The organism is Streptomyces sp. NPDC058326 (assembly GCF_042879855.1).
In the GTDB taxonomy this organism is placed as follows: domain Bacteria; phylum Actinomycetota; class Actinomycetes; order Streptomycetales; family Streptomycetaceae; genus Streptomyces.
Genome location: NZ_JBHVZO010000003.1, coordinates 109,765 through 125,733, shown reverse-complemented (window position 1 = coordinate 125,733; position 15,969 = coordinate 109,765). Strand labels below are relative to the sequence as shown.

General features: G+C 70.3%; 18 protein-coding genes and 1 riboswitch. Of the genes, 8 read left to right on the top strand and 10 right to left on the bottom strand.

What is annotated here, in order from left to right:
* Positions 1–51: 51 nt before the first annotated feature.
* Positions 52–1,434 carry a serine hydrolase domain-containing protein gene (locus ACFVYX_RS06150; RefSeq protein ID WP_389680156.1) on the top strand — a complete coding sequence of 461 codons (1,383 nt, stop codon included), beginning with the start codon at positions 52–54 and terminating at the stop codon, positions 1,432–1,434.
* 104 nt (positions 1,435–1,538) lie between these two features.
* On the opposite strand, the gene ACFVYX_RS06145 is transcribed toward ACFVYX_RS06150, so the two are convergent.
* From ACFVYX_RS06145 to ACFVYX_RS06135, 3 genes are all read right to left on the bottom strand, one after another.
* Positions 1,539–1,991, bottom strand: coding sequence for a GNAT family N-acetyltransferase (locus tag ACFVYX_RS06145; protein ID WP_389680155.1), 453 nt, complete (start codon positions 1,989–1,991; stop codon positions 1,539–1,541).
* A gap of 85 nt (positions 1,992–2,076) precedes the next feature.
* Positions 2,077–2,535, bottom strand: a complete 459-nt coding sequence (locus tag ACFVYX_RS06140; protein WP_389680154.1) for a MarR family winged helix-turn-helix transcriptional regulator — start codon at positions 2,533–2,535, stop codon at positions 2,077–2,079.
* Between the two features lie 148 nt (positions 2,536–2,683).
* The gene (locus tag ACFVYX_RS06135; protein WP_389680153.1) at positions 2,684–3,547 is read right to left on the bottom strand and encodes a GNAT family N-acetyltransferase; all 864 of its coding nucleotides are present in this window, start codon (positions 3,545–3,547) and stop codon (positions 2,684–2,686) included.
* Between the two features lie 99 nt (positions 3,548–3,646).
* On the opposite strand from ACFVYX_RS06135, the gene ACFVYX_RS06130 reads away from it, so the two are divergent.
* Both ACFVYX_RS06130 and ACFVYX_RS06125 read left to right on the top strand, forming a co-directional pair.
* Entirely contained in the window at positions 3,647–4,300 is a 654-nt protein-coding gene (locus tag ACFVYX_RS06130) for an HAD family hydrolase (protein ID WP_389680151.1), read from the top strand.
* Between the two features lie 106 nt (positions 4,301–4,406).
* Entirely contained in the window at positions 4,407–5,720 is a 1,314-nt protein-coding gene (locus ACFVYX_RS06125; RefSeq protein ID WP_389680150.1) for a globin domain-containing protein, read from the top strand.
* On the opposite strand, the gene ACFVYX_RS06120 is transcribed toward ACFVYX_RS06125, so the two are convergent.
* From ACFVYX_RS06120 to ACFVYX_RS06100, 5 genes are all read right to left on the bottom strand, one after another.
* On the bottom strand, positions 5,663–6,142 hold the full coding sequence (locus ACFVYX_RS06120; RefSeq protein ID WP_389680149.1) for an NUDIX domain-containing protein: 480 nt from the start codon (positions 6,140–6,142) through the stop codon (positions 5,663–5,665). The genes ACFVYX_RS06125 and ACFVYX_RS06120 overlap by 58 nt on opposite strands.
* Positions 6,143–6,177: 35 nt before the next feature.
* On the bottom strand, positions 6,178–7,071 hold the full coding sequence (locus ACFVYX_RS06115) for a LysR family transcriptional regulator (RefSeq protein WP_389680148.1): 894 nt from the start codon (positions 7,069–7,071) through the stop codon (positions 6,178–6,180).
* A gap of 228 nt (positions 7,072–7,299) precedes the next feature.
* The gene (locus ACFVYX_RS06110; protein WP_389680147.1) at positions 7,300–8,439 is read right to left on the bottom strand and encodes a cystathionine gamma-lyase; all 1,140 of its coding nucleotides are present in this window, start codon (positions 8,437–8,439) and stop codon (positions 7,300–7,302) included.
* Positions 8,436–8,927 carry a low molecular weight protein-tyrosine-phosphatase gene (locus ACFVYX_RS06105; protein ID WP_389680146.1) on the bottom strand — a complete coding sequence of 164 codons (492 nt, stop codon included), beginning with the start codon at positions 8,925–8,927 and terminating at the stop codon, positions 8,436–8,438. The genes ACFVYX_RS06110 and ACFVYX_RS06105 overlap by 4 nt, the downstream gene beginning before the upstream one ends.
* Before the next feature lie 9 nt (positions 8,928–8,936).
* The gene (locus ACFVYX_RS06100; RefSeq protein ID WP_351211025.1) at positions 8,937–9,314 is read right to left on the bottom strand and encodes a phage holin family protein; all 378 of its coding nucleotides are present in this window, start codon (positions 9,312–9,314) and stop codon (positions 8,937–8,939) included.
* Between the two features lie 51 nt (positions 9,315–9,365).
* Here ACFVYX_RS06100 and ACFVYX_RS06095 point away from each other — a divergent pair, with 51 nt between their 5' ends.
* The 4 genes from ACFVYX_RS06095 (at position 9,366) to ACFVYX_RS06080 (ending at position 11,653) form a co-directional block, all read left to right on the top strand.
* Complete coding sequence (locus ACFVYX_RS06095; RefSeq protein ID WP_389680145.1) at positions 9,366–9,683, top strand: cupin domain-containing protein; 318 nt, start codon at positions 9,366–9,368, stop codon at positions 9,681–9,683.
* A gap of 167 nt (positions 9,684–9,850) precedes the next feature.
* Positions 9,851–10,063, top strand: a complete 213-nt coding sequence (locus tag ACFVYX_RS06090; protein WP_389680586.1) for a DUF5326 family protein — start codon at positions 9,851–9,853, stop codon at positions 10,061–10,063.
* 243 nt (positions 10,064–10,306) lie between these two features.
* Positions 10,307–11,071 carry an IclR family transcriptional regulator gene (locus ACFVYX_RS06085; RefSeq protein ID WP_389680144.1) on the top strand — a complete coding sequence of 255 codons (765 nt, stop codon included), beginning with the start codon at positions 10,307–10,309 and terminating at the stop codon, positions 11,069–11,071.
* Between the two features lie 138 nt (positions 11,072–11,209).
* Entirely contained in the window at positions 11,210–11,653 is a 444-nt protein-coding gene (locus tag ACFVYX_RS06080; RefSeq protein ID WP_389680143.1) for an SsgA family sporulation/cell division regulator, read from the top strand.
* Between the two features lie 91 nt (positions 11,654–11,744).
* On the opposite strand, the gene ACFVYX_RS06075 is transcribed toward ACFVYX_RS06080, so the two are convergent.
* The gene (locus ACFVYX_RS06075; protein WP_389680142.1) at positions 11,745–13,115 is read right to left on the bottom strand and encodes a YibE/F family protein; all 1,371 of its coding nucleotides are present in this window, start codon (positions 13,113–13,115) and stop codon (positions 11,745–11,747) included.
* Positions 13,116–13,186: 71 nt separating this feature from the next.
* Positions 13,187–13,321: riboswitch (TPP riboswitch) on the top strand.
* Here ACFVYX_RS06075 and thiC point away from each other — a divergent pair.
* Positions 13,315–15,102, top strand: a complete 1,788-nt coding sequence (thiC, locus tag ACFVYX_RS06070) for a phosphomethylpyrimidine synthase ThiC (RefSeq protein WP_389680141.1) — start codon at positions 13,315–13,317, stop codon at positions 15,100–15,102. It overlaps the preceding riboswitch by 7 nt.
* A 58-nt stretch (positions 15,103–15,160) precedes the next feature.
* Here the strand turns inward: thiC and ACFVYX_RS06065 are convergent, their stop codons facing one another.
* Complete coding sequence (locus ACFVYX_RS06065; RefSeq protein ID WP_389680140.1) at positions 15,161–15,814, bottom strand: hypothetical protein; 654 nt, start codon at positions 15,812–15,814, stop codon at positions 15,161–15,163.
* Positions 15,815–15,969 lie beyond the last annotated feature (155 nt).

Below are 15,969 nucleotides of genomic sequence, written 5' to 3'. Positions count from 1 at the left end.
CGGGCGGAAACCCGGGGGCCTTTGGGGAGGGCATCGCGTTGGATGGCCCTCATGACGACATCTTTCGAAGCCTTGCTGCCCGGTACCGAGCGGGCTCTGCTGCATCGCCTCGCGGTCGCCCAGTCGGAGGGGCGGGCGCCTTCCTTTGTTGGGGCGGTGGTGCGCGACGGAGCGTTGGTGTGGAGCGGTTCGCGCAGTTGCGTGGACGGGCACGCGCCGGACGCCGACACGCAGTTCAGGATCGGTTCTCTCACCAAGGTGTTCACCGCCGTGCTGGTGATGCGCCTGCGGGACGAGGGCCTTCTGAGCCTTGACGATCCGCTGGAGCGGCATCTCAAGGGCACGGGGGTCGGCGAGGTGACGGTCGCTCAACTCCTGACCCACAGTGGAGGTCTCGCGGCGGAGACCCCCGGCCAGTGGTGGGAGCGTTCGTCCGCCACGCTTCGGCCGGAGCTCTCCGACGTCCTGGGGGAGCAACCCCTCCTCCAGACGCCGGGGCGCCGTCACCACTACTCCAACCCCGGTTACACGCTGCTCGGTTCGCTGGTGGAGTCCGTGCGAGGGGTGTCCTGGGAGGAGGCGCTGCGGCGCGAGATCCTGGAGCCTCTGGGGATGGGCCGTACGACGGTCGATCCGGTCGCGCCGCACGCGGGTGGCTGGGCGGTGCACCCCTGGGCCGATGTGATGCTGCCGGAGCCGTCCGAGTCGTTGGGGCTGATGGCGCCGGCGGGGCAGCTCTGGTCGACGGCGGCGGATCTCGCCCGGTTCGCCGCCTTCCTCGCAGCGGGTGACGAGCGGGTGCTCGCCGCGTCCTCCGTGGAGGAGATGCGGGTTCCGGCCTCCCCGGCGGGCGAGGGGGAGTGGGAGGGAGGCTACGGACTCGGTCTTCAGCTGTTGCGCAAGGACGGCCGGACCTTGATCGGCCACACCGGGTCGCTTCCTGGCTTCGTGGCCACCCTCTGGGTGAGCGTGGAGGAGGGGCTTGCGGCGATCGCCCTCGCCAATGCCACCTCAGGGCCGCCGGCGGCGCTCGTGGCAGCTGATCTGGTGCGGATCGTGGCGGAGGCGGAGCCGAGGTTCCCGGAGCCGTGGCGCCCGCTTCCGGAGTCCGAGGTCGACGAGGAGCTCCTTGCCTTGACGGGGCCCTGGTACTGGGGGACGTACGCCTACGGGCTGCGGCTCGGCCCCGAGCGGGGAGTGGTGCTGGAACCCTTGCGGGGAGCCGGGCGACGTGCCCGCTTCCGGGCGCTGCCCGAGGGTGGCTGGGTCGGGCTGAACGGCTACTACGCGGGCGAGACGCTGCGGGCGGTCCGGCGCGCCGACGGCAGTGTGAGCCATCTCGACCTTGGCTCGTTCGTCTTCACCCGGGAGCCGTACGCGCCCGAGGATGCCGTTCCGGGCGGGGTGGACGAGGCCGGGTGGCGCGGCCTCTGAGCCGTTCTATGGGTTTCACGTGAAACACCGTGCCGGGACGTGGTGCCTCATGTGACGTTGCACGCAGGGCCGCCGGCCCTGCGTGCAGCCGTCTCGTTGGCCGGTCAGAGGTTCTTCTTGAAGCCCACGTGGGAGGCCTCGAAGCCAAGTCGCTCGTAGAAGCGGTGGGCGTCGGTGCGGGTGGCGTCGGAGGTCAGCTGAACGAGCCGGCAGCCCTGGCGTCCGGACTCCTCGACGGCCCATTCGATGAGCTGTGTCCCCAGCCCACTGCCGCGCTCATCCGCATGGATGCGGACGCCTTCGACGATCGAGCGGGTGGCGCCCCTGCGGGAGAGTCCCGGGATGACCGTCAGCTGGAGGGTGCCGACGACCTTGTCCGCCCGGACGGCCACGACGAGGTGCTGGTGGGGGTCGTGCGCCAGGCGATCGAAGGCGGTGAGGTAGGGGCCGAGGTCGTCCGGGGATTCACGCTGCGCGCCCAGGGGGTCGTCGGCGAGCATCGCGACGATGGCTTGGAGGTCCTCCGCTGTGGCGGGGCGTATCTCAAGATCGCTCATGCCCGCAGCGTACGCCGGTCTGCCGGTGGTACCGCTCGCGTGTGAGCGGGCCGTCCCGCTCGCGCCCGCGGCTTCCGGCTCCCCGTCACGCGGGAACGGTCAGACCCTCGACCACCTGGACCAGCGGGGCCAGCTCAGGGTTCTTCGCCGCCTCGTCGAGGGCCTCGCGCAGCGCGCTGTCGTTGGTGGGGCGGGCCTCTTCCAGGAGCTTCTGGCCGGCTTCGGTGACATCGGTGTAGATGCCGCGCCGGTCGGTGGCACAGAGGTACCGGGTGAGCAGACCGCGGTCTTCGAGCCGGGTGACGAGCCGGGTGGTGGCGCTCTGGCTGAGGACGACCGCGTCGGCGACCTGCTTCATCTGGAGGTGTCCCCCCGGGCCGCTGTGCTGGCGGCTGAGGACGTCGAGCAGCGAGTACTCCCGCACGCTCAGGCCGTGCCGGGCCTCCAGGGCACGCTCAAGGTGGGACTCGATCCTGCCGTGCAGCAGGGAGAGGGCGCACCAGCGCTGGGAGAGCGCGGTGAGGGCGGGGTCGGTCGCGGTCATGTCTCTCCTCGGTCTCTCCTCGGCACCAGAGCGGCTCTCGACCCAGGGTAGACGATGCGACGCAATAATGCGCGTGTGCAAGTAACTTTGTCCGGGGCAGGCCGGCCCGCCGGGTCCGGGGCGCGCTGCGGGGTCCGGGGCGGGCGGACTATCCGGCCGCGACGGTCAGCGGAGCGAAGCGGCGGCGCCAGTCGCCGGGGAGGTCGGGGAGCGAGCGGACCATCACCGAGGTGGTGGCGATCGTGTCGATGCCGTTCTCCTTCGCCCAGCCGAGTAGAGAGGTGTGGCGTACGTCGATGTCCGTGCGCAGCGGTCGGTCGGTGGCGGCCGCCAGGGAGGCGATCAGTGCCTGGGCCGTGGCCGGGTCCCGGGCGATCAGCGGTCCGACGACATGGGTGTCCATATTGGGCCAGGCCGCCGCGAAGCCCGTGATCTCCCCGTCCACCTCCGCGACCCGGAGGTGGTCCGCGAACGCGGGGAGCCGGGTGATCATCGGGGTGCGGTCGAGGCCGAAGACCTCATGGTCCAGGCGCAGGATCGCCTGAAGGTCCTCCGCTGTCGCCGGGCGCACCGGAACCGCCGGGGCGGGTGTGGTGAAGGTGAACCGCCCGAGCACCATCTCCGACCGGCTCGTCTGCGTGAAGCCCAGCTGCTCGTAGAGGGGCTGGCCGTTTGCCGTGGCGTAGAGAGTGAGCGGTGTCTCCCCGGCCTCCTCGATGACATGCTCCATGAGCCGGCGTCCCACCCCTTGGCGGGCGTACCGCTCGGCGACGAGCACCATGCCGATCGCGGAGAGCCCCGGGCCGTACGAGGTGACCACGGAGCAGGCGGTCAGTCCGGTTCCGGAGGGGTCGTCGATGCCGTACCCGGTGCCGGCGGTGAGCAGCAGCCCCCACTTGTGTTCCTCGCGCTGCCAGCCCCGGTTCTCGGCGAGGTCGGCGCAGGCGAGGAGGTCCTCCGAGGTGAGGCGCCGAATGGGGAGCTGGGCGAGGGAAGGGGAGGAGATCGGCATGCTGTCAGGCTGTCCGACGCGGTGATCTTCCGTCCAGCGCTTTACCGGATCTGGCCGATACCCGAAGGCGCGTTGATTCCACCCTGCTCCATGGGGACGATGTTTCACGTGAAACCCCGTAGACAGCGACTGCACCTCTTCGACCTCGACGGCACCCTGATCAGGGGATCGGCCGCGGCGGTGGAGATCTCCCGGCAACTGGGGGTCCTGGACGAGATCACCGCGCTTGAGGAGAGCTTCCTCCAGGGCATGACCCCCGACGAGTTCGCCGTCCGGGCCCGCGAGCTGTGGTCCGCGCTCACCGAGGCACAGGTCGCGGCCGCCTTCGAAGGAGCGCCCTGGCTGGACGGCATCCGCGAGGTCTGGGCCGACATCCGGGACCGGGGCGACCGCTGTGCGGTCATCTCCCTCTCTCCCGACTTCTTCGTCGAGCGGCTTCTCGACTGGGGTGCCGACGCGGCGCACGGTTCGCGATGGCCCGCCGTCCCCTTCACCGAGCCGATCCACCGGCCCAGCATCCTGGACGCGAGGGCGAAGGTGCGGATCGCGGGGCGACTCTGCGCGGAGTTCGGGGTGGACCCCGCCGACTGCGTCGCCTACGGGGACTCCATGTCCGATGCGGAACTCTTCGCGATCGTGCCGGACACCGTGGCGGTGAACGCGGACCATCATCTCGCCGGGGTCTCCCGCTACACCTACACCGGCGGCGATCTGCGCGAGGCCTACGCTCTGGTCCAAAACCGCGCAGCTTAGTCATAAAGCCCGCCCTTTGGCCCGAGAACTCCGCTTTCTGTCCGAAGCGCCGGACGGAAGGGTCATGCTGCGACCACGGAAGCCGGCCAGCGCGAGGGCGAGGCACATGATGGATGCTCCGACCACCACGAGGGCAGCGGAGGACGCGGACGCCCGCGAGCCCAGGGTGAGTGACGCGGACGAAGCTCGGCCGGCGGCGGACGAGGAGACGGCGGCCGCGGACGGGAACGAGCCGCGAATACCTGGCGAAGCATCCGCCGACGCGGTCCTCGTACGGCGCACTCTGGCGGAGATCGCCCCGGTCGCCGACCGGGTGACCTCGTACTTCTACGCGCTGCTCTTCATCAGGAACCCCGAGCTGCGCGACATGTTCCCCGCGGCCATGGACACCCAGCGGGACCGGCTCCTGAAGGCCCTCCTCACCGCGGCGGAGCACCTGGACGACACACCGGTGCTCACCGCGTACCTGGAGAACCTCGGCAGGGGCCATCGCAAGTACGGCACCCACTCCGCCCACTATCCGGCCGTGGGCGAGGCGCTGATCGGCGCACTCGTCCGGTACGCGACGACGAGCTGGGACGAGGAGACCGAGGCGGCCTGGGTCCGTACGTACACGACGATCTCGCAGATCATGATCGACGCTGCGGCGGAGGACGAGCGGTCGGCGCCCGCGTGGTGGCAGGCCGAGGTGGTCTCCCATGATCTGCGGACCCCGGACATCGCCGTCGTCACGCTCCGGCCCGACCAGCCGTATCCCTTCCTCGCGGGGCAGTACACGACGCTGGAGACCCCGTGGTGGCCGCGGGTCTGGCGGCACTACTCCTTCGCGTCGGCGCCACGACCCGACGGACTGCTGTCCCTCCACGTCAAGGCGGTTCCGGCCGGCTGGGTGTCCAACGCACTGGTCCACCGGGCACGCCCCGGGGACGTACTGCGCCTGGGCCCGCCGGCCGGTTCCATGACGGTCGACCACGCCACGGACACCGGTCTGCTCTGTGTGGGCGGCGGCACCGGGATAGCGCCGATCAAGGCCCTGGTCGAGGATGTCGCCGAGCACGGGGACCGCCGGCCGGTCGATGTCTTCTACGGGGCGCGCAGCGGTCACGACCTCTACGACATCGACACGATGCTGCGGCTCCAGAAGACCTTTCCCTGGCTCTCCGTCCACCCGGTCACCGAGGAGCAGGGCCGGCTCCCAGAGGCCGTCTGCCGTTACGGTCCGTGGAGTGGACGCGACGCCTATCTCTCGGGTCCGCTCGGCATGGTCCGTCGCGGGGTGGACGCGCTCCGGGACGCGGGGGTCCCGGTGGAGCGCATCCGTCACGACTTCCTCGCGGAGCTCGCCCCTGCGGCGGCCTCCGATCAGCCCAGGTCGGGGGCGTGCATCGCGCGGACCCCCTCGATGTTGCCGTCGAGGTAGTGGCGCAGGGAGAGCGGGACGAGGTGCACAGCCGCGATGCCGACCCGACTGAAGGGCACCCGGACGATCTCGTACTCGCCGACCGGTTCCTCGACCTCGGGGCCGTGGCGCAGCGAGGGGTCCATGGAGTCGAGCCGGCACACGAAGAAGTGCTGGACCTTCACTCCGGAGACGCCGCCGTCGACGATGTGCTCGACGGTGTCGACGAAGCAGGGGACCACGTCGGTGATCTTGGCGCCGAGCTCCTCGTACACCTCGCGGTGCAGGGCTTGGACGACGGTGGTGTCGGAGGGTTCCACGCCGCCACCGGGCGTGAGCCAGTAGGGATCCATCCCCGGCTTGGTGCGCTTGATGAGGATGAGGTCGTCCCCGTCGAGCAGGATGGCGCGTGCGGTGCGTTTGATCACGGGCCGTTCGTTCATGGGAAGAAAATGGCCCGTCCCGGGTGTCCTGAAACTCACCAGTCCACCGCGGCCCGCAGCAGCCCCTCATGAGCCCGCGCGATCGGCGGCAGCGCGAGCGTCCCCGTCCGTACGACGAGGAAGTAGGTACGCAGCGGAGGGACCGGGGGGTCGAGCAGCGCCACGAGCCGGCCCTGCTCCAGAGCCTCCTCACAGAGGTAGCGGGGCAGGACGGCGAGCCCGGCGCCGGAGGCGGCGGAGTCCCGTACAGCGCGCAGATCGGGGGCGATGACCGCGGCGGCGACCGCCGGCTTGGAATCGAAGACGCTCGCCCAGTAGCGGGCGACGAACGGCAGCGACTCATGCACCTCGACCACGGGGAGCTGTTCGAGGGCCACGGCGCCCTTGCGCAGGACCTCGGGGGAGAGCCGGTTCGCCCAGCGTTCCGCCGCGACCAGGACGTACTCCTCGTCGCAGAGCGGTGTGGAGACCAGCAGACCGCCCCGGGGGCGGGCGGTGGCGACGGCCAGATCATGGTGGCCCGCGGCGAGGCCGTCGAGGATCTCCTCCGTGTTGCCGAGGAACGACGCCCGTATGGCGAGCCCCTGGCCGATGAGCGGCGTGAGGGCGGGCAGGACGCGGAACGCCGTGAACTCCGGGGGCCCGGCGACATGGAGGGTGCGGACGCCGCTCTCCTCGGCGAGGCCGGTCTCGGCGATCTCGACGAGCGCGTCCAGATGCGGAGCGGCCCGGTGCGCGAGCTCGTCGCCGATGGTCGTCGGGGTGACTCCGCGGGCCTGCCGGAGGAACAGCGGCCGCCCGAGCTGTCGTTCGAGGGTGCGGATCTGGCTGGTGACGGCCGGCTGGGAGAGGCCGAGCAGCGCGGCGGCGCGGGTGAAGGAGCCGGCCCGGTGCACCGCCACGAACGTGCGCAGCAGGGCCAGGTCCATGTCCGCCTCCTCCCGGCCGTGCGGCCGTTCGACTCATGCGGTCGACCGACTGCCCCTCAGGACCGTCCAACTATAAATAAGTCGATAGGTCTCTGTCGCTACCGTGATTGGACACTGACGCACAGTCAACTAGCCTTGCTCAGGCGGTCTCCGCGCGTGGACCGAGGGCGTTCCGAGCCACGAGGGGGGAGGCTCGGAGCGCCCCGGTCCGCGTATCCGCGGCCGGTCTCAGGCGGTGGCGCCGGCCTCGTCGAGAGCCCGCAGCACATCGGCGATCAGGTCCTCCGGGTCCTCGGCGCCGACCGAGAACCGGATGAAGCCCTCCGCGACCGCGTCGCCGCCCCAGCGTCCGCGCCGCTCCGCCGTGGAGCGCACCCCGCCGAAGCTGGTGGCGTCGTCCACGATCCGCAGTTCTTCGAGGAACCGCTCGGCCCGTTTCCGGTCCGCGAGTTCGAAGGAGACCACGGGCCCGAAGCGCCGCATCTGCGCGGCGGCCACCGTGTGCGAGGGATCGGTGGGCAGCCCCGGGTAACGAAGCCCGGTCACGTCCGCGCGGTCGGCGAGCGTTCGCGCGAGGGCGAGGGCGGTGGAGCACTGCCGGTCGATCCGCAGCTGGAGCGTGGCGAGTGAGCGGTGGGCGAGCCAGGCCTCCATGGGGCCGGGGATGGCACCGACGACCTTGCGCCAACGCCGCACCTCCGCCGCCCGCCGGGAATCGCGGCAGCTGACATGGCCGAGCAGGATGTCGCCGTGCCCGGTCATGCCCTTGGTGTCGCTGGCGACGGAGAAATCGGCGCCCAGTTCGAGCGGGCGCTGGCCGAGCGGGGTGGCGAGGGTGTTGTCGACGGCGACGAGCGCCCCCGCGGCATGCGCCTCACGCACCAGGCGCCGGATGTCGCAGACGTCGAGCCCGGGATTGGACGGGGTCTCGATCCAGAGGAGGCGGGCCCCGTCGAGCACGGCGAGCTGCCCGTCGCCGCCGGTCGGAGCGGTGCGGACCTCGATGCCGTACGCCCGCAGCTGCTCGTGCAGCAGGGGCAGGGCCTGGTAGCCGTCGGTGGGCAGCACCACCGCGTCGCCCGCCTTCAGCTGGGAGAGGAGGACGGCGGAGATCGCGGCCATGCCCGAGGCGAAGACCAGCGTCTCGACGCCCTGCTCCCCCGGCGCCTCCAGCTCGCCGATGGCCCGTTCCAGATGGGTCCAGGTGGGGTTCTCGTCGCGGCCGTAGGTGTACGGGCCCGTCGGCTCGCCCGGCAGGTGGAAGTGCGCGGCGAAGACCGGGCCGGGCAGGGTCGGCTCGTACTTCACCGGTTCGGGCAGCCCGGCCCGCACGGCGCGCGTGCCGTCGCCGTAGTCCTTGTCGGTCACGGTGTCCGCTCCTTGATCTCTCGGCGTACGGCCGCGAGCAGTTCCTCGCTCGCGGCCTCCACCATCTCCAGGCACTCCTCGAAAGCCTCGGGGCCCCCGTAGTACGGGTCGGGGACGTCGAGGCGGCCCCGCGCGGCGGGGTCGTAGGAGCGCAGCAGTCGTATCCGCGCCGCCTCCTCGGGCGTGCGGGCGAGCTTCCGGAGCTCCCGCAGATGCCCTTGGTCCAGCGCGATCACCAGGTCCAGGCCGGAGAACCAGGAGGCCTGGAACCGGCGTGCGGTGTGCGCGGAGGTGTAGCCGTTCTCGTCGAGCACGGCGACCGCGCGCGGGTCGGCGGCGTCGCCCTCGTGCCAGCCACCGGTGCCGGCGCTGTCGACCCGCACCGCCGCGCCGAGACCGGCCTCCTCCACCCGCCTGCGGAAGACGTGCTCGGCCATCGGCGAACGGCAGATGTTGCCCGTGCAGACGAAGCAGACGCGGTAGGCCATGGTCCCCACTCAGTCGCCGTCGGGGAGCACGACGTTCAGCGCCCACGAGACGACGGAGATGATCAGGCCGCCGAGCACGGCGGTCCAGAAGCCCTCCACGTGGAAGCTGAGGTCGAACTGCTCGGCGAGCCAGGAGGTGAGGAGCAGCATCAGGGCGTTGACCACGAGAGTGATCAGGCCGAGCGTCAGGATGAAGAGGGGCAGCGTCAGCAGCTTGACGACGGGCTTGACCAAGAAGTTCACGAGCCCGAAGACCAGGGCGACGAGAATGAGGGTCAGGGCCTTCTTGCCGGTGCTCTCACCGGTCAGGGTGATGTCCTGGAGCAGCCAGATGGCGACTCCCAGGGCGCCCGCGTTGGCGAGCGTCTTGACTACGAAATTCATCATGTGTCTGATCGTGGCAGACATGATCGGGCCGAGGGCAGGGGCGGACGGGCGATGAAGGCATTCCGACTGGACGAACTGGAGGCGGAGCGTGCCGCGAACAAGGGCGCGTACCTCCAGTTCCTGCGGGAGCGGAACATGTCGGTGGGCCTGTACGCGCTGGACGCCGGGGAGCTCGATCCGCAGCAGCCGCACGGCCAGGACGAGGTGTACTTCGTGGTGAGCGGCCGGGCTGCGATCACGGTCGGGACGGAGACGACCCAGGTGGCGCGCGGGAGCGTGGTCTATGTGCCGGCCGGGGTGGAGCACAAGTTCCATCACGTCAGCGAGGACCTGCGGGTGATGGTGGTCTTCTCCCCGCCGGAGAGCTGAGCCCCCGATCCGTTGGGCTGCCCTGATCGACAAGACACCCCCTAGGGGTCGGATCAGGGGAGAGCGGGGGCCGCGGCGTCCCCGTGGGCCTCTTCCGGCCCCTAGCCTGAAGGTGTTCGGCGCGGAGTGCGTGGAACGGACTTCGAGAGCGAGGTAGGACGATGGCCGTGCAGGAGATTCTCGCGGGGATGCCCTGGTGGGTGAAGTGGGTCGCCATACCGGTGCTCGCGCTGCTCGTCTTCGGAGGGCTGATCACCAGCGTCCTGGCCTTCGTGGTCGGGCTGCTCTTCAAGGTGCTGCTCTTCGTGGCCCTCGTCGCCGGACTGATCTATGTCGTACGGAAGTTCACCTCCTCCGACCGCTCGCGCGAGGAGTGGTAGCACAAGCTACTCAGCGGTATGAAGGCGACGGAGGGTATTAGCCCGCCCGGGGGAACGCCCTGGTCGAATCAGGGCATGGCCCCAGAGGCTGCCACTAGAGTGGAATCTCTCCGCCGCGTTGGGGACTACAGGCGTAGACCTCCGCTCTGACCAGCGGTTTCCCAGGTCCGGCGGGCGCGCGGGGGCGGCCCCCGCGGGCGGGTGCAGTGCATCCGTCGTCACGCCTGGGGGTGACCTTTGGCCATGGCTACGCAGACGGCTGCGCCTACCCTGATCGGCTCGGTGCAGCGGGCGCTGAGACTTCTGGAGGCCGTGTCCTCCCATGAGGGCGGCGCGCCGGCCAAACAGCTCGCCCGTGAGACGGGCCTCCCGCTGCCCACCACGTACCACCTGCTCCGCACCCTGACGCACGAGGGCTATCTGCGCCGCGAGAAGGGTGTGTTCGTCCTGGGGGACGCCGCCTTCCGGCTCGCCGGCGGCGGAGCTGTGCAGAATCGTCGCATCAAGATCGAAGACTCCCTTGCCCGCTGGCGGGACGAGATCGGTGTGCCGGTCTACTTCGCCCTCTACCGCGAGGGGGAGATCGAACTCGTCGCCGTCGCCGACACCCCTTCCGCCCCCGCGGTGGAGGAATGGGCCGACTTCCGCGAGACCGCGCACGCGCACGCCATCGGGCAGTGCCTGCTGAGTCAACTCGATCTGAAATCTCGTCAAGACCACCTTGACCGCCATCCGGTGGATGCCATCACTCCGTACACGGTGCGTAATCGCCGTCTGCTTTTGGAGCGTTTGGACGGTTTGGGGCGAATGGAACCCCTGGTGGAGCGTCAGGAATATGCGCTCGGCACGGTCTGTGCCGCGATCCCCATCACGGCGGGCTCCACAGCGGCCGCAATGGCCATTTCCCTCCCCCTCCACCAGGAAGAACGGTTGCTGCCCGCAATCGAGCGACTACGCACCGAGATCGGACGGCTCTTCAGCTCACTCGCTTTCTCTATCAGTATCTGAAAAATCACTCCTTGTGATCTGCTAGTGCTTACAGCACGATTGCGTCAAGAGGGCCACGGGGGATCATTCCTGGCCGTTTCGGTCACAGGTTTCAGCAGCTGTGTTTACGCAACTACTTCATCTACTGCGGGGTACACGATGCGAGAGTCCGTCCAGGCCGAAGTCCTGATGAGCTTCCTCGTCTCCGAGGAGCTCTCCTTCAAGATCCCGGTCGAACTGCGATATGAGGCCCGGGATCCCTACGCGGTGCGGATGACCTTCCACCTCCCCGGAGACGCTCCTGTGACCTGGGCCTTCGGCAGGGAGCTGCTGCTCGACGGGATCAACCGGCCGAGCGGGGACGGCGATGTCCACATCGCCCCGACGGAACCCGAGGGACTCTCCGACGTCTCCATCCGGCTCCAGGTCGGCGGCGACCGCGCCCTGTTCCGGGCGAGCGCGCCGCCGCTGGTCGCCTTCCTCGACCGCACGGACAAGCTGGTCCCGCTCGGTCAGGAACGGACGCTCGGCGACTTCGAGGACAACCTGGAAGCCGCACTGGGCCGGATCCTGGCCGAGGAGAGCGCGGGACCGGCCGCCTGACCGGCCCCCCCGTACGCCTGACCTGCCCTCCGCACACCGGTCCGGCCTCACCCGCCCGCCCGCCTCGACGAGCCGCCCGCCCCCGTACGCCTCACTTGGCGCGGCGGCGCCGTCCGCCCCGTACCGCCGTGGGCTTTCGGCCGCCCGCGCCCGGCCGCCCTTCGCCCTCCGCCCGGTCGGCCGAGACCACCAGTGCCGCGAGTGCCGTGGTGACCGGTACGGAGGCGACCAGACCGATCGATCCGACCAGGGTCCGCACGATCTCCTCGGCGACCAGCTCGCTGTTGGCCACCGTCCCCATGCTGCTCTGCGCGATCGAGAAGAGCAGCAGCAGCGGGAGAGCGGCGCCCGCGTAGGCGAGCACCAGGGTGTTCACGACCGAGGCGATGTGGTCACGGCCGATCCGGATGGCGGCCCGGTACAGCGCGCGGGGGCCCATGCCCGGATCGGCCTGGTGCAGTTCCCAGACCGCCGAGGTCTGGGTGACCGTCACGTCGTCGAGCACACCGAGCGAACCGATGATGATCCCGGCGAGGAGCAGGCCGGACATGTCGATGCTCGGGTACAGGCCGTGGATCAGACCGGTGTTGTCGTCGGTGTTGCCGCTCAGCGAGGCCCAGCCGATGAAGAGCGAGCCGAGCAGACCGATCAGCAGCAGCGAGATCAGCGTCCCGAGCACCGCCACCGAGGTGCGGGCCGAGAGGCCATGGCACATGTAGAGCGCGATCAGCATGATCGCGCTCGATCCGACCACCGCCACCACCAGCGGATTCGCCCCCTCCAGGATCGCCGGCAGGATGAAGAACGTGAGCACGAGGAAGCTCGCGACGAGGGCGATGAGCGCCATCACGCCCCGCATCCGGCCGACGAGCACGACGACGAGGGCGAAGATGCCGGCGAGCACCGCCAGCGGCACCTTGCGGTTCACATCGGTCACCGAGTACTGCAGGTCGCGCGGGGCGTCGGGGGCGTACGCCACCACCACGCCCTGCCCCTCGTGCAGTTGGCGCGGCGCGTCCGGCTGCACGATCTCGGTGAACGTACGCCCCTTCTCCGGACCGCTGGTCACCTCGACGGTCGCCTTCGCGCACTGCCCCTGCTGGGCTTCGACCGCCTCGCGTCCCTCCGGGGTGGAGGTGTCCCCGGTCGGCGGGACCTGCGCGGCGTTCACGTCCTTGCAGTCGACGTGCTCGACGGCCACGACCCTGCCCTGCTCGGTCTGCCGGTCGAAGCCGACGCCGGTGCGCTCATGGGCCGGGGCGCCACCGGGCCACAGCACCGCGAGGCCGACCAGGACGGCCGTGGCGAAGGGGATCAGGACCGCGGCGATGACCTTGCGCAGATGCCGGGACACCGGGGCGGCGGGGCCGTGGCTGTGGCTGTGGCCATGCCCCTGGCCGGCCCCGTGGGAGGGACCGTGGTCGTGGCCGTGCGGCTCGGGAGTCTGCTGGGGGGAAGTCACCGACCGATCATCGCAAGAACGACGGGGGCCCACTGTTCAGCACGCCAGGGATGGCGCTAGCGTGGTGGCACCTTTGCACACGCGGGAGCTCGGAGCACCGGGCTGAGAGGGCGCTGATCACCGTACGCACGTACGGGAAGAGGCTGCGCCGACCGCCGAACCTGTTACCGGGTAATGCCGGCGTAGGGAGATCGGTCTCATGACCATTCAGGATGCACGCACGCCTGCCTCCGACCAGGACGGCACCTCCACCGACGGCGAGCGCACGCCGGGCTGGCACAAGGGGTACGTCCAGGGCTCGCGCCCCGACCTCCGGGTGCCGGTCCGTCAGGTGCACCTCACCAACGGCAGGGACGTCACGCTGTACGACACGTCCGGCCCGTACACCGACCCCACCGTCGACACCGACGTACGGCGGGGGCTTCCGCCGCTGCGCGAGAACTGGATCATCGCGCGGGGCGACACCGAGGAGTACGCGGGCCGCCCGGCCCGCCCCGAGGACGACGGCATCAAGCACACCTCGCCGCGCGGCGGCGGGCTGAAGAACCTCGACGCCGTCTTCCCCGGCCGCCCGCGGCTGCCGCGCAGGGGCCGCGACGGCCAGGCGGTGACGCAGCTCGCGTACGCACGCCGGGGCGAGATCACCCCGGAGATGGAGTACGTCGCGATCCGCGAGAACGTCTCCCCCGAGGTCGTACGGGAGGAGATCGCCGCGGGCCGCGCGGTGCTCCCGGCGAACGTCAACCACCCGGAGATCGAGCCGATGATCATCGGCAAGCGGTTCCTGGTGAAGGTCAACGCCAACATCGGCAACTCCGCCGTCACCTCCTCCATCGAGGAGGAGGTGGAGAAGATGACCTGGGCGACCAAGTGGGGCGCCGACACGGTCATGGACCTGTCCACCGGCCGGAACATCCACACCACCCGCGAATGGGTGCTGCGCAACTCCCCCGTGCCGATCGGCACCGTGCCGCTCTACCAGGCCCTGGAGAAGGTCGACGGCAGGGCCGAGGACCTGACCTGGGAGATCTACAAGGACACGGTCATCGAACAGGCCGAGCAGGGCGTGGACTACATGACGGTGCACGCCGGCGTACTCCTGCCGTACGTCCCGCTCACCGCGCGCCGCAAGACCGGCATCGTCTCGCGCGGCGGCTCGATCATGGCCGCCTGGTGTCTCGCGCACCACAAGGAGAACTTCCTCTACACGAACTTCGAGGAGCTCTGCGACATCCTGGCGGCGTACGACGTCACGTACTCGCTCGGCGACGGGCTGCGCCCCGGCTCGATCGCGGACGCCAACGACGAGGCCCAGTTCGCGGAACTGCGCACGCTCGGCGAGCTCAACACGATCGCCAAGCGCCACAACGTGCAGGCGATGATCGAGGGCCCCGGGCACGTCCCGATGCACAAGATCAAGGAGAACATCGACCTCCAGCAGGAGATCTGCGAGGAGGCGCCGTTCTACACGCTCGGCCCGCTGACCACGGATGTCGCGCCCGCGTACGACCACATCACCTCCGGCATCGGCGCGGCGATGATCGCCTGGTGGGGCACGGCGATGCTCTGTTACGTCACGCCCAAGGAGCACCTCGGCCTGCCGAACCGTGACGACGTGAAGACCGGAGTCATCACGTACAAGATCGCGGCCCATGCGGCGGACCTCGCCAAGGGGCACCCGGGCGCGCAGGAGTGGGACGACGCGCTGTCGGACGCGCGGTTCGAGTTCCGCTGGGAGGACCAGTTCAACCTGGCGCTCGACCCGGACACCGCGCGCGAGTTCCACGACGAGACGCTGCCGGCGGAGCCCGCGAAGACCGCGCACTTCTGCTCGATGTGCGGTCCGAAGTTCTGCTCGATGAAGATCTCGCAGGACATCCGTCGTGAGCACGGCGGTACGCAGCAGGAGATCGAGGCCGGCATGGCGGAGAAGTCCGCGGAGTTCGCCGCGAGCGGCAATCGCGTCTACCTGCCGCTGGCGGACTGACCTTCCCCGGCGCGTGAGCCGGCCCGCGGCCCCGGGGGAGTCGCGGGCCGGCGGTGTGTCAGGGAAGGGGCGGTGGCGGCGGGGCGGGTGGGGCGGTGGCCGCGAGGACGTCGCGGAGGAACGGGAGGATGCCGCGCTCGAGGAGGGCGCGGCGCCAGGCCTCGCGGGCGAGGGACAGCTCGTCGTCCGGTGCGGTTCCCGTGCTCACCTCGGCCGGGCGGTTGCGCAGGGCCGTCATGAGGAGCCCGACGGCCGCGCAGAGCAGCCCGGCAGCGGCCAGGACGCCGAAGACCAGGCCGGCCGTCAGCAGCGTCGCGCCGAATACCAGACTCGGGGCGAGGGCCCGGAGCACCGCGCCGACCAGCAGGAATATGACGGCTGCGGCCCCCGCGAGGACCGGCACCATGACGGTGAAGATCGCGACGACACCCGCGCCGGGCCCGGGGCGGTCGGAGGGGGCCGGCGCCCGGCTCCCGAGGGCCGCGCGGTTCTCCTCACGGACCTTCACGAAGTGCTCGTACTCGCTCGCCGCCGCGCTCGTCACCAGCGCCGTCGCGTTCAGCGTCATGGCACGCAGCTGCGCGTGCGTGAGCCGGGTCCCGGCCCCGGAGAGTTCCGGACGTGCGTGGGCGGTGCTCAGTGCGTCGTCGAGGACCCGCTCGTACTCGGCGCGATCCTCGGTCAGCAGGTGCGGAGCCACGTTCATGTGCATCCCCCGATGCTCCGTGGGCCCGGTTCAGCCGTGAGGAACGGTGGGTCGGGCAGAAACGGAGGAGAGCCTGCTACGGATGGACCCGATGGTATTGCGGCGGTGCCACGCGCTGACAGGGTGTTTCCGGAATTCGCCTTCCCCGGATGCGCAGGGTG